Origin of the sequence: Alcaligenes sp. WGS1538, from assembly GCF_043187505.1 — a bacterium.
GTDB lineage: Bacteria > Pseudomonadota > Gammaproteobacteria > Burkholderiales > Burkholderiaceae_B > Alcaligenes.
In genome coordinates this window covers 3,810,551-3,822,948 of sequence record NZ_CP171109.1, presented here as the reverse complement: position 1 = coordinate 3,822,948, position 12,398 = coordinate 3,810,551, and the positions used below count along the sequence as shown (strand labels likewise).

The window sequence follows — 12,398 nt, the reverse complement described above, 5'->3', positions numbered from 1 at the left end:
GGGGGGCCATTCTTGTTTCACGGGCCTGAGAGCTCGCAGCGGCACATACCCATAATTATTTGTTGGAGAGACAAAATGAATTATCGCTTTCGTGCTTTGTTGCGCTTGAAATCAGTGGTTGCGGTAGCGAGTATTTCCGTCTGTGCCTGGGGTCCCGCCCAGGCCGCGGACTGGCCCAGCGGGCCGGTCACGCTGGTGGTGCCTTTTTCCGCCGGCGGCACGACCGACGTGGTCGGGCGGCTGATGGCCCAGAAGCTGGGCGAGCTGTGGGGGACCAGCGTGGTGGTGGACAACCGGCCGGGGGCCAGCGGCAACATCGGCGCGTCCCTGGTGGCCCGGGCCACGCCCGACGGCCAGACCATCCTGATGGCCTCGGGCAGCAATCTGACCGTCAATCCCCACCTATACAAGGCCCTGCCCTACAACGTGGACAAGGACTTCACCCTGGTGACCAATGTGGCGGCCGGCCCCATGGTGGTGGTGACCTCCACGGCGGTGCCGGCCAAGAACCTGCAGGAGCTGATCGACTATGCCAGGCAGAACCCGGGTAAGCTGAACATGGGGTCGGCAGGCATAGGCAGCCAGGTCCACATGGCGGGCGAGAACTTCGCCGATGCCGCCAAGATCAAGGTGACCCATGTGCCCTACAAAGGCGAAGCCGCCGCCTACACGGACCTGATGGCCGGACAGATAGACATGGTGGTCGGCAATATAGGCGCCGTCAGCACGCTGGTGTCCAGCGGCAAGATCCGGGCGCTGGGAGTGACCTCCAAGGAGCGGGCGCAGATGCTCTCCGACATCCCGACGGTGGACGAGGCCGGGGTGGCGGGCTTCGAGAACAAAGGCTGGTTCGCCTTCGTCGTACCCAAGAAGACGCCCCAGGCGGTGGTGGACAAGCTCTACGCCGATACGCGCAAGGTGCTGGACATGCCCGAGGTGCAGCAACGACTGGCGAGCCTGGGGATGCAGGCAGTGGGCAACAGTTCGGACGAACTGCAGCAGGAGGTCCGCAGCGAGTCTGAGTTGTGGGAGCGCATCATCAAGCAGCAGGGCATCACGCTGCAGTAGGGAGCGGGGCCGGCTTGCGCCGGCCCCTATGCCCGCGCGGACATCAGGCCTGGGCCGACGCCGGCAGGGCCTCGTCGGCCGCAAGCAGGCTCCGGCCGGGCTGTACGCGCGTGAAGCGCACCGGGCGCCGCTCGATGATCAATCCGTCCGGGCCTTGCTGCGCCACTGAAAACCAGGACCGCTCCAGGTCCCGCACCAGGGGGAAGTCGCTGCGAAAATGAGCACCGCGCGAATCGTCGCGCGCCAGCGCCGCCTGGGCAATGACCCGGCTGACCTGGATCTGGTTATCCAGGTTGAGCCAGTCCTGCCAGCTCAGGTTGAAGGCGCGTTCGCGCGTATCCAGTCCCACTTCCTGCAGCTGCGCATACAGCGCGTCCAGCTCGCCGACAGCCTGGCGCAGGCCCGCGGCGTCGCGCTCGATGCCCACCCGCTCCCACATGCATTCCGCCAGGCGCTCGCGCAAGGCATTGAAGTCGCCGGGCGGGAGGGTGAAGGGCCGTTCGGCGCGGCGGATCGCCTCGCGCACATGCGCATGGCTCCAGTCCGGCAGGCTTCGGCCTTGCGCCCAGGCCGCCATGGTGTCGCCGGCGATGCCGCCGAACACGGTGGAGTTGGCCACGCCATTGCCGCCCAGCCGATTGGCGCCATGCACGCCGCCCGTGTCCTCACCGGCGGCGAACAAGCCTTCCCATGGGGTGGAACAGTCGGGGCGGAAGATGATCCCGCCCATCATGTAATGCGCGGTCGGCACCACCTCCACGCGGCCGCCCGCCAGATCGAAGCCGCAATCGGCGCAACGCTCCACCATGCCTTTGAACTGGCGCCGCACCTGGTCCGGGCCCAGGTGGTGCATCTGCAGGTAGACGCCGCCATTGGGCGTGGTGCGACCGGCGCGCATTTCGCTGAAGATGCCGCGCGAGACGATGTCGCGGGTGGCGCGCTCGCCGCGTTCGTCGTAGTTGTGCATGAAACGCTCGCCCCGGCCGTTGAGCAGGTGGCCTCCCGCGCCGCGCAGTCCTTCTTCGAGCACGGTGCCCGTCATGCGCGTGTCGGATCCGGCCAGCAGCCCTGTGGGATGGAACTGGACCATTTCCATGTCGCGCAGGGGCAGGCCGGCGCGCAGGGCCATGGCCAGGCCGTCGCAACTCTTGTCGCCCGAGGGCGTATGGTACTTGTACATGGTCGGGCCGCCGCCGGTGGCCAGCAGCACCGCCTTGGCGCGCACCAGCCGGTACAGGCCGCTGCGCAGGTCTATCATCAGCACGGCGGCGATGCGCCGGCCGTCGCCCGACGGAATGAGCTCGATGGCCCTGTGTTCCTCCAGGCGGTTTATCTGGCGCGCCCATACCTGTTCGGCCAGGCGATTGATGATCTCGATGCCGGTCAGGTCGCCCTTGTGCACGGTGCGGTCGAAGGTCTGTCCGGCGAAGGCTTTCTGGTGCAGGCTGCCGTCGCTGTTGCGGTCGAAGAAGCAGCCCAGCTCATTTTCCAGTTCGTGGACCCGCTCGATGGCCTTGTTCACCAGCGTCCAGGCCAGGTCCTGGTCGGGCAGCCATTTGCCGCCCTCTATCGTGTCCATGAAATGGCGTTCGGGCGAATCGCCCTGGGCCAGGGCCACGTTGTAGCCGCCCTGGACCATGCGGGTGCAGCCGCACTTGCCCAGCAGGCCTTTGACGGCGACCGTGATGCGCAGGTCCGGCGCGGCCTGATGCGCGTGCAGGGCCGCGAACAGCCCGGCCCCGCCCGAACCCAGGATCAGGATGTCGGTTTCAATGATGTCGGCCGGTTCCATCACGCCACTCCCAGGGTTTGAAGCACCGCCGCCTGCCGCCGGGCGACCTCCTGGTCCACGTCCTCGTACAGGGAGCGGCCATGACTGTCCATGCCCACCAGCAGGGGGCCGAAGTCGCGGATGCGGAACTGCCACAGCGATTCCGGATTCAGGTCGTCCAGGTCCACGTCTTCGATTTCTTCGATCCAGGTCGTCTCCAGGGCGGCCGTGCCGCCCACGATGGCCAGGTAGGCGCCGCCCAGTTCCTGGAAGGCCGCCAGGGAGCCGGCATGCATGCCGCCCTTGCCGATGATCAGGCGCACGCCCAACTGCTGCATCAGCTGGCGGGTGAAGCGTTCCATGCGCGAGGAGGTCGTGGTGCCGATGCACACCGGCTGGTAGCCGGCGGGCTGGCCGGGACCGGGCGCCACGCGGCGCACATTGGGGGCGGTATGGATCACGGCGTGGCCCTGGAGATCCAGCCGGGTGGTCCGGCCTTTGTCGAACAGGGCGATGTAGCTGGCGTCGCGGATGCCGAACAGGCGATGCTGCAGGGTGACCGTGTCGCCCACCCGCAGCGTCCGGGCCTGGGCAGCGGAGATGGGCATGGTCAGGATATGGTGCGTCATGGCGGACTCCGGTTCAGAAGCCATACTCGATGCGCCCGTCATGCAGGCGGGCGCGGGCGCGGCGGGCGGAATGGCATTGCATGTTCACCGCCACGGGATTCATGGTGATGTGGGTGGCGGCCAGCTCCACGTGCACGGCAAAGGCGGTGCCGTCGCCGCCCAGGCCCTGCGGACCGATGCCCAGATGGTTCACGGCCTGGCTCAGTTCGTCTTCCAGCTGCGCGCCCAGCTCGTCTTCGCAGCGGCTCCCCAGGGGCCGGGTGGCGGCCTTCTTGGCCAGGTGCATGCACAGGTCCGACGTGCCGCCGACCCCCACCCCCACGATGGTGGGCGGACAGGTCTTGCCCCCGGCCTTTACCACGCAGTCGATCACGAACTTCTTGACCGCCGCCAGACCGTCGGCCGGGATGGCCATGTGCAGGAAGGAATTGTTCTCCGAGCCGCTGCCCTTGGGGATCATCTCGATGTCCAGGGTGCCGGCTTGCGGTACGTATTCGATGTGGATCACGGGCACGCCGGGACCGCAGGAGGTCTGGTTGTTCCGTCGGCTGATGGGATGCACCACGCTGGAGCGCAAGGGGTGTTCCTCGGTCGCGCGCCGGCAGCCGGCCCGGATCGCCTCGGTCAGGCGCCAGCCGTCCACCCGCGCGTCCGGTCCCAGGGTGACGTTGTAGATGGGAATGCCCGTGTCCTGGCACAGCAGATTGTCCTGCTGCTCGGCGACCTGGATATTGGTCACCATGGTCTGGAGGATGTCCTGTGCGCGGGTCGAGCGTTCGCGCGCCTGCAGGCGTCCGAAGCCGGCCTTGATGTCGTCGGGCAGTTTTTTCAGGGCTCGGATGTAGAGCTGGCAGGCCGCCTCTTCAATATGCGCATAGTCGATGGAAGTCATGGTTCACGTCCCGGAAACAAGAAGAAACAGGAAGGAGACGGCCAGGCCGCCCAGCACGCTGCCGGCGATCCAGCCGCGGCGCAGCCCCTGCCAGGGGCGGAACTCGATCAGCAGGATGCGTACGCCGCCCAGCAGATGCACGGCCAGCAGAGCCACCAGGGCCCACTCGCCGGCGCGGAACAAGGGGGCGTCATACCAGCGCAGGGCCTGATCCAGGCTGGCTTCGCCCTGCAAGGCCAGGCCCAGGGTCCAGAAGTGCAGGGGCAGGAAGATCAGCAGCAGCACGCCGGAGACACGGTGGAGGAAGAAAGCCAGCCAGCTGGCGTGGCGGCGGTTGGAGTAGCGGTTGCCGTGCATGGTCAGGCTCCTGCCAGGGTGACGGCCCAGACCGCCCGCAGTCCCAGGACCAGCAGGACGGCGCCGATGGCCAGCGCGGCGCGGGCGCAGGCAGCAGGGCCCAGACGCGTCCATTCCAGCAGGATGGCGCGCAGACCCAGGGCGCCGTGCAGGCTGACCAGAACGACGAAGACGCCGTAGAACAGGCCCCACAGTGCATTGCCGCGGGTGCGCTGCAGGATTTCGGCGGCCGTCAGTCCGCCTTGCATGGCATACAGGATCAGGGCCAGGTGCGTGAACACGAACACCGTCATCAGCATGGCGCTGAGCCGTTGCCAGTACCACATGCGCACGGCGCGCACCGTAGCGTGCGGCGGGTTCATGGCGCTTCTCCGGACAGCAGCGCCTGGACGGTCCGGCGCTTGAGTCCGGCGATCGAGGCGGTCGGCGTCAGGTGCTTGGGGCAACGCAGGGTACAGGAGCCCTGGCTGTGGCAGGCGTGGCAGCCGGCCTCGCCGGCCACGGCCAGCAGGCGCTCGCCCTGCTGTACATCGCGCTCGTCGTTGACCAGGGTCCAGGCGCGGTTCAGCGCCGCCGGCCCCAGGAACTCGGGCCGCCAGCCGACGACGTCGCAGGAGGAATAGCAGACGGCGCAGCCTATGCATTCGATGCCCGCATCGGCGGCCTGGCGGGCTGGAGAGTCCGGGCTGATCCGGGCCACGGGCTCGCCCCGTCCGGACAGGCCCTTGAACTGGCCGCGCGCCTGGCGCTGCTTGTCGAAGAATTGGGCCATGTCCACTGCCAGGTCCTTGATGACCGGCATGTTGGCCAGGGGTTCCAGGCGCAGGAGGGGCCCCTTGGCGACCTTGGCCACATGGGTGCGGCATGTCCAGCGTGCGACTCCGTTGACGCGCATGGCGCAGGAGCCGCACATGCCGACCCGGCAGGCGTAGCGGTAGGACAAGGTGGGGTCCAGGCGGCGCTGGATGTAGGTGACGATGTCCAGCACGGTCTGGTTGTCGCGCCGGGGAACGTCAAAGCGCTCGAACCGGCCGTGACGGGCGCCGCGCCAGATCTCGACGCTCAGGGTGGGGGCAGGCTTCATGTCAGGCTCGCGAGAGTGGGTTCACGAGCACCATGTTGCGGCGAAACCAGTTAATAGTAAAACTAGTAATTATTGTAAAATACATAAAAATATTTTATGGATAAGTCATGTCGTCCATCCGTCAGTTCCGCACAGCCCTGGCCGCCGCGCAGGCGGGCAGCTTCACCGAGGCCGGTCGCCGGGTCGGGTTGACGCAGGCCGCCGTCAGCCTGCAGGTTCGCAATCTCGAAGAGGAGCTGGGAGTGGTGCTGTTCGAACGCGGCAAGACCGCCTTGACCGTGACCGCGGACGGGCAGTCCGTGCTGGAGCGCCTGGCGCAGCTGGTCGACGGTTATGACAAGCTGTGCCGGCCTGACGACGGCGTCTTGCGCGGCACGCTGCTGGTGGGGGCGCTGGTGTCCGCCCTGATGGGTTCCTTCGGTAACGCGCTGGCACGCATCCGCACGGACTTTCCGGAGCTGGACCTGCGGCTGTTCGCCGGGCAGTCCGGCGACTTTGCCCGCAAAGTCGCCGCGGGCGAGCTGGATGCGGCCGTGGTGGCCGAGCCGCCTTACGAAGTGCCGGCGGGCTTGATGTGGACGCCTTTCTATCGCGAACCCCTGGTGCTGATCGCGCATCGGGACCTGGCGCCGGCCGATCCTCTGGAGTTGCTGCGCCGGGAGCGCTTCCTGCTGTTCGATCGGTCCTTGTGGACGGGGCGTCTGGTCAGTTACGCCCTGGAGCAGTTGGGCGTGCGCCCGGACGTGGCGCTGGAACTCAATTCCGTGGAGGCGATCGTGCAATTGGTGCGCAAGCAGTTCGGGGTGGCCATCGTGCCGCATCTGGCCAATGCCGAATGGGATGAACAACAACTGCAGGTGCTGGCCCTGCCGGGCGTGGCGCTGCACCGTTCCGTGGGCATGCTGGAGCGCCGGGTCCACGGCAAACAGGCCGTGACGCAGGCCTTGTGCGCATGGTTCGGCCTGGAGCGCCAACAGATCCATGCTGGACGCCTTCCAGACGATTGAAGTACTCTGGACCGGCACGAACCACGATCCAGAATCTTGCCGCCGCCCTGGCGGGAAGTGCGAGGCTCGTCCGGACTGCCATTGGAAAAGGTCCGGCCGCGCCAGTACTCGCAGCGGCTCGCCGCTGTGGCATGGAGGACGAACATGGCAGAGAGGGGGGAAGCGCCGTTGACGAGGTGGCGCTGGCTGGTGCTGGCGATATGCCTGCTGTGGCCGGCCGCGCGGGCGCAGGCCTGCACGGCGGGCCAGCCCATACGGCTCGCCGACCTGAGCTGGGAAAGCGCGGCGTTCAGCACGCAGCTCTATCAGGAAATCCTGGAGAAGGCCTACGACTGCCGTACCGAGCGCGTGCCGGGGTCGTCGGCGGCGCTGGAAACAGCCCTGGCCCAGAACGATATCCAATTAATCGGCGAAATCTGGTCGGGCCGGACCGAGATCATCGAGAAGGCGATCGCGGCCGGCCAGGTCAAGGTCATCGGCAACACGCTGGAAGGCGGCGCCGAGCAGGGCTGGTACGTGCCCGACTACGTCATCGACGGCGACGAGGAGCGGGGCGTGGCGCCGGCGGCGCCCGAACTGCGCCGCATCGAAGACCTCGGGCGTTACGCGCAGGTCTTCAGCGATCCCGAACAACCCGGCCGCGGCCGTTTCTACAACTGCCCCTCGGGCTGGGTGTGCGAGACTTTCAACAGCCGCCTGTTCGAGCTGTACGGCCTGGACCGGCAATACCAGAACTTTCGCCCCGGCACGGGCGCGGCCCTGGACGCGGCCATCAGCGCCGCCTATGACCGGCGCCAGCCCATCCTGTTCTATTACTGGCAGCCGGCCGGACTGATGGCCAAGTATTCCTTTCGCAAGCTGGCCAGCGCGCCCTTCGACCAGGCCTGCTGGGATGCCGCCGTCTCCGGCAAGGGCAAGACCTGCCCGACCGATTTCATCCTGGCCACGATCGCGGTGGCCGCGTCCACGCCGTTCGTGCAGGCGCATCCCGATCTGGTCGCCCTGTTCGAAAAGATCCAGCTGCGCCCCGAACAGATGAATGAAATCATCCTGGGCATGTCCGAAGGAGGCCGGAGCGCCGCGGCCCAGGTGCGGCGCTTCTTGAAAGAAAATCCGGAGCAGTGGCGCGCGTGGATGCCGGCCGCCCAGGCCGATCGCCTGCAGGCGGCCCTGGAGCCGGCAGGCGCGTCCAGCCGCCCGGCTGCGGCCCCGGGCTTCTTTCCGCACTGGTCGGCGGCGGACTGGATCAATCGCCAGTTGCTGGCGGCGGTGCGCGACTGGGGCACGGGCTTTCGCAGCGTCAGCGCCTGGATCCTGAATCGCGTGATCCTGCCCGTGGAAGGCATCCTGCAGGCCGCGCCGCCCTGGGCCATGCTGCTGCTGGCCGGCGCCGCGGCCTGGTGGGGCCAGCGCCGCTGGCTGCCGCCCCTGCTGTACGTGGCCGGCCTGTACCTGATCGGCGCCATGGGCCTGTGGGACAAGCTGATGCAGACCTTCACCCTGGTGCTGGTGGCCACCTGCTTCTCGGTGCTGATCGGCATTCCCGTGGGCGTGCTGGCTGCACGCAGCCGGGCGCTGCGCCGCGTCCTGACCCCGGTGCTGGACGTCATGCAGACCATGCCCAGCTTCGTCTACCTGATTCCCGTGCTGATGCTGTTCGGCCTGGGCAAGGTGCCGGCGGTCCTGGCCACCGTGGTGTATGCCGTGCCGCCCCTGATACGCCTGACCAGCCTGGGCCTGCGCCAGGTCGACCCCAATGTGATGGAAGCGGCGCAGGCCTATGGGGTGACGCGCTGGCAGATGCTGGTCAAGGTGACGCTGCCGCTGGCTCGCCCCAGCATCATGGCCGGCATCAACCAGACCACCATGATGGCCTTGTCCATGGTGGTGGTGGCCTCCATGATCGGCGCCCAGGGGCTGGGCGAAGACGTGCTGGCCGGGATACAGACGCTGGACATCGGCCGGGGGCTGCAGGCGGGGGTCGCCATTGTGATCCTGGCCATCGTGATGGATCGCATTTCCCAGTCGTACGGACGTTCGCAGCGCCGCCGGCGGCGGGACAGGAAGCAGCCATGAAGCCAGATACGCAAAGCGATAGCGCCGTTCCGGACTGCAAGGTCGAACTGCGCGAGGTCTACAAGGTCTTCGGCGCTCGCCCGCAGCAGGCCGTGGAACTGTTGCGGCAGGGCCAGGACAAGCAGGCCGTGCAGCAGCAGACCGGCTGCATCGTGGGCCTGGCCGGCGTGAACGCCTGCTTCCCGGCGCAACAGATCTCCTGCGTCATGGGATTGTCGGGTTCGGGCAAGTCCACCCTGGTGCGTCACATCAACCGGCTGATCGATCCGACCGCGGGCCAGGTGCTGGTGGACGGGGAGGACATCCTGAAGCTGGACATGGTGCGCCTGCGTCAGTTGCGTCGCCACGGGATCAGCATGGTGTTCCAGGCCTTCGGGCTGCTGCCCCACCTGACGGTGCGGGACAATGTGGCCTTCGGCCTGGAGGTGCGCGGCGAGGGTCGCCGCCAATCGCGCGAGCATGCCCTGCAGTGGCTGGAGCGGGTGGGTCTTCAGGATTATGCGCTCAATTATCCGGATGAGCTGTCCGGCGGCATGCAGCAGCGCGTGGGCCTGGCCCGCGCCCTGGCCGTGGATGCCGAAGTCCTGCTCATGGACGAAGCCTTTTCGGCCCTGGACCCGCTGATACGCTATGAAATGCAGGACGAGCTCCTGCGCCTGCAGCAGAGCCTGAACAAGACCATCATCTTCATCACCCACGACATAGACGAGGCTCTGCGCATGGGCCGGCACATCGTCGTGCTGCGCGAGGGCAAGGTGGAGCAGAGCGGCACCCCGGCGCAGATCCGCGACGAGCCCGCCAACGATTATGTGGCGCGCTTCGTGAACAAGCCCCGCGCCTGAAGGGCGCCGGATCGCCCCGCGCGCCGGGAAAAAGACCCGCCTTGGACAGGCGCTCCTCAAAAAACTGTTGTGTATCAAGCAGTTTGAGGACGATTTTTTGTGTGGATGTTTGCTCTGATTTACAAGTGCGTGGTATATTAGGCAGCTTAGCCAAAAAGTTTTGGCTAAAGTCGCTAGCGCAAAGATTTTTTTGCGTGCACTCTCAGTTAGCCCCGACCAATCGTAGTCGGGAATGGAGAAAACGATGTCGAACTCGACACCTACGCCTGCCGCGTGGCGGCTGGGCCTTGTTGGGCGTAAAGTCGGCATGACCCGTGTGTTCACAGAGGAAGGCGAGTCCATCCCTGTGACCGTACTGGACGTGTCCAACAACCGCATCACCCAGGTCAAGACGCCCGCAGTTGACGGTTACGCCGCTGTACAGGTTGCCTTCGGCACCCGCCGTGCATCGCGTGTCACCAAGCCCCAGGCAGGGCACTATGCAAAAGCCGGCGTTGAAGCCGGCAGCATCCTGAAAGAATTCCGTCTCGATCCCGCCGCCATCGCCGACCTCACGGCCGGTTCCGTCGTGGCCGTGGAAAGCATTTTCGAAGCGGGTCAGAAGGTTGACGTCACGGGCACCACGATCGGTAAGGGCTTCGCCGGCACCATCAAGCGCCACAACTTCGGCGCCCAGCGCGCCAGCCACGGTAACTCGCGTTCTCACCGCGTGCCCGGTTCCATTGGTCAAGCCCAGGATCCAGGCCGTATTTTCAAAGGTAAGAAAATGTCGGGTCACATGGGTGACGTTACCCGTACGGTTCAAAATCTTGACGTGATCCGCGTCGACGCCGAACGTGGCTTGTTGCTGGTCAAGGGCGCTGTCCCCGGCCACAAGAACGCCAACATCGTGGTGCGTCCTGCAGTGAAAGGAGCCTAATCCATGGAACTGAAGCTCCTGAACGAACAAGGTCAAGCGGCTTCCACCGTCGAGGCCAAGGATACCGTTTTCGGTCGCGAATTCAACGAAGCCCTGGTTCACCAGATCGTCGTTGCTTACCAAGCCAATGCTCGCAGCGGCAACAGCAAGCAGAAGACCCGCGCCGAAGTCAACCACAGCACCAAGAAGCCATGGCGCCAGAAAGGCACCGGCCGCGCTCGTGCTGGCATGACGTCCTCGCCCGTGTGGCGTGGAGGCGGTCGCGCATTCCCCAACACCGGCGAAGAGAACTACTCGCACAAGGTCAACAAGAAGATGTATCGCGCCGGCATCAGCGCGATCCTGTCCCAGTTGGTCCGCGACGAGCGTCTGCTGGTCGTTGATTCCTTCGCACTGGAAGCCCCCAAGACCCGTCTGGCAGCCAACAAGCTGAAAGACCTGGGCCTGGAATCCGTGCTGATCATCACCGACGTGCTGGACGAAAACGTGTACCTGGCTACGCGTAACCTGCCCCACGTTGCCGTGATTGAACCACGCTACGCCGACCCGCTGTCCCTGATCCACTACAAGAAAGTGCTGATCACCAAAGCGGCTGTCGCTCAGCTCGAGGAGATGTTGGGATGAACGCCGAACGTCTGTTGCAAGTCATTCTGGCTCCCGTCGTGACCGAAAAGGCCACGTTCGTAGCCGAGAAAAATCAGCAAATCGCTTTCCGCGTTGCCGCTGACGCCACCAAGCCCGAAATCAAGGCCGCCGTCGAACTGCTGTTCAAGGTGGAAGTGGAATCGGTGCAGGTGCTGAACCAGCAAGGCAAGGAAAAGCGCTTTGGCCGTTTCATGGGTCGCCGCCGCAATGTGCGCAAGGCATACGTCTCGCTCAAGGCCGGTCAGGAACTCGACTTTTCAGAGGTGAACTAATATGGCACTCGTAAAAGTCAAGCCTACGTCGCCTGGTCGTCGTGGCATGATCAAAGTGGTTCACAGCGAACTGCACAAAGGCGCTCCCCACGCGGCCCTGCTGGAAAAGAAATCCCGCTCCTCCGGCCGTAACAACAACGGTCACATCACGGTTCGTCACCGTGGGGGTGGTCACAAGCAGCACTACCGTATTGTCGACTTCCGTCGCAACAAGGACGGTATTCCTGCCAAGGTGGAACGCCTGGAATACGACCCTAACCGCAGCGCCCACATCGCTCTGGTGTGCTACGCCGACGGCGAGCGTCGTTACATCATCGCCCCTCGTGGTCTGGAAGTGGGTGCAACGATCGTTTCTGGCCAGGATGCTCCCATCCGCGCCGGCAACACGCTGCCTATCCGCAACATTCCCGTGGGTCAGACCATTCACTGCATCGAGATGCTGCCTGGCAAGGGCGCTCAGATCGCACGTTCGGCTGGTGGTTCGGCTGTGTTGCTGGCTCGCGAAGGCACGTACGCTCAAGTGCGTCTGCGTTCGGGCGAAGTCCGTCGCATTCACATCGACTGCCGCGCCACGATCGGCGAAGTGGGCAATCAGGACCACAGCCTGCGTCAGATCGGTAAAGCCGGTGCCGTCCGCTGGCGTGGTGTTCGTCCAACCGTTCGCGGTGTGGCCATGAACCCAATCGATCACCCACACGGTGGTGGTGAAGGTCGTACGGGTGAAGGCCGTGAGCCAGTCAGCCCATGGGGTACTCCTGCCAAGGGCTACCGCACCCGTCGTAACAAGCGCACAGACAATATGATTGTCTCGCGCCGTAAGCGCAAGTAAGGGGCGA

14 protein-coding genes and 1 pseudogene are annotated in these 12,398 nt (G+C 65.5%); 9 read left to right on the top strand and 6 right to left on the bottom strand.

Annotated elements, in window-relative coordinates:
• Window positions 1-75: 75 nt before the first annotated feature.
• Entirely contained in the window at window positions 76-1,068 is a 993-nt protein-coding gene (locus ACF3ND_RS17855) for a Bug family tripartite tricarboxylate transporter substrate binding protein (RefSeq protein WP_394062890.1), read from the top strand.
• A 43-nt stretch (window positions 1,069-1,111) separates the two neighbouring features.
• Here the strand turns inward: ACF3ND_RS17855 and ACF3ND_RS17850 are convergent, their stop codons facing one another.
• The 6 genes from ACF3ND_RS17850 to ACF3ND_RS17825 are packed head-to-tail and all read right to left on the bottom strand — an operon-like array spanning window position 1,112 to window position 5,801.
• Complete coding sequence (locus ACF3ND_RS17850; RefSeq protein WP_394062888.1) at window positions 1,112-2,860, bottom strand: L-aspartate oxidase; 1,749 nt, start codon at window positions 2,858-2,860, stop codon at window positions 1,112-1,114.
• Complete coding sequence (locus tag ACF3ND_RS17845) at window positions 2,860-3,468, bottom strand: fumarate hydratase C-terminal domain-containing protein (RefSeq protein WP_394062886.1); 609 nt, start codon at window positions 3,466-3,468, stop codon at window positions 2,860-2,862. Before ACF3ND_RS17845 ends, ACF3ND_RS17850 begins: the two co-directional genes overlap by 1 nt.
• Window positions 3,469-3,481: 13 nt before the next feature.
• Window positions 3,482-4,360, bottom strand: coding sequence for a fumarate hydratase (locus tag ACF3ND_RS17840; RefSeq protein ID WP_394062884.1), 879 nt, complete (start codon window positions 4,358-4,360; stop codon window positions 3,482-3,484).
• 3 nt (window positions 4,361-4,363) lie between these two features.
• Window positions 4,364-4,717, bottom strand: coding sequence for a succinate dehydrogenase, cytochrome b556 subunit (sdhC, locus tag ACF3ND_RS17835; RefSeq protein WP_394062882.1), 354 nt, complete (start codon window positions 4,715-4,717; stop codon window positions 4,364-4,366).
• 2 nt (window positions 4,718-4,719) lie between these two features.
• Window positions 4,720-5,079: a succinate dehydrogenase gene (locus ACF3ND_RS17830; protein WP_394062880.1), complete on the bottom strand. Its 360-nt coding sequence runs from the start codon at window positions 5,077-5,079 to the stop codon at window positions 4,720-4,722.
• Window positions 5,076-5,801, bottom strand: a complete 726-nt coding sequence (locus tag ACF3ND_RS17825; RefSeq protein ID WP_394062878.1) for a succinate dehydrogenase/fumarate reductase iron-sulfur subunit — start codon at window positions 5,799-5,801, stop codon at window positions 5,076-5,078. Before ACF3ND_RS17825 ends, ACF3ND_RS17830 begins: the two co-directional genes overlap by 4 nt.
• A gap of 107 nt (window positions 5,802-5,908) precedes the next feature.
• On the opposite strand from ACF3ND_RS17825, the gene ACF3ND_RS17820 reads away from it, so the two are divergent.
• The 8 genes and pseudogenes from ACF3ND_RS17820 to rplB all read left to right on the top strand — a co-directional run bounded on the left by ACF3ND_RS17820 (window position 5,909) and on the right by rplB (window position 12,391).
• On the top strand, window positions 5,909-6,808 hold the full coding sequence (locus tag ACF3ND_RS17820; RefSeq protein WP_394062876.1) for a LysR family transcriptional regulator: 900 nt from the start codon (window positions 5,909-5,911) through the stop codon (window positions 6,806-6,808).
• 144 nt (window positions 6,809-6,952) lie between these two features.
• A pseudogene (locus tag ACF3ND_RS17815) lies at window positions 6,953-7,906 on the top strand (glycine betaine ABC transporter substrate-binding protein); the annotation flags it as partial.
• A 72-nt stretch (window positions 7,907-7,978) separates the two neighbouring features.
• Window positions 7,979-8,884 carry an ABC transporter permease gene (locus ACF3ND_RS17810; RefSeq protein WP_394065866.1) on the top strand — a complete coding sequence of 302 codons (906 nt, stop codon included), beginning with the start codon at window positions 7,979-7,981 and terminating at the stop codon, window positions 8,882-8,884.
• Window positions 8,881-9,726, top strand: a complete 846-nt coding sequence (locus ACF3ND_RS17805) for a glycine betaine/L-proline ABC transporter ATP-binding protein (protein WP_394062874.1) — start codon at window positions 8,881-8,883, stop codon at window positions 9,724-9,726. The genes ACF3ND_RS17810 and ACF3ND_RS17805 overlap by 4 nt, the downstream gene beginning before the upstream one ends.
• A 244-nt stretch (window positions 9,727-9,970) precedes the next feature.
• Entirely contained in the window at window positions 9,971-10,645 is a 675-nt protein-coding gene (rplC, locus tag ACF3ND_RS17800; protein WP_394062872.1) for a 50S ribosomal protein L3, read from the top strand.
• Between the two features lie 3 nt (window positions 10,646-10,648).
• On the top strand, window positions 10,649-11,269 hold the full coding sequence (gene rplD, locus ACF3ND_RS17795; RefSeq protein WP_341668279.1) for a 50S ribosomal protein L4: 621 nt from the start codon (window positions 10,649-10,651) through the stop codon (window positions 11,267-11,269).
• Window positions 11,266-11,562: a 50S ribosomal protein L23 gene (rplW, locus tag ACF3ND_RS17790; RefSeq protein WP_394062870.1), complete on the top strand. Its 297-nt coding sequence runs from the start codon at window positions 11,266-11,268 to the stop codon at window positions 11,560-11,562. Before rplD ends, rplW begins: the two co-directional genes overlap by 4 nt.
• Before the next feature lies 1 nt (window position 11,563).
• A complete protein-coding gene (gene rplB / locus ACF3ND_RS17785; protein WP_394062868.1) occupies window positions 11,564-12,391 on the top strand; it encodes a 50S ribosomal protein L2 in 828 nt (275 codons plus the stop codon).
• Window positions 12,392-12,398: the final 7 nt, after the last annotated feature.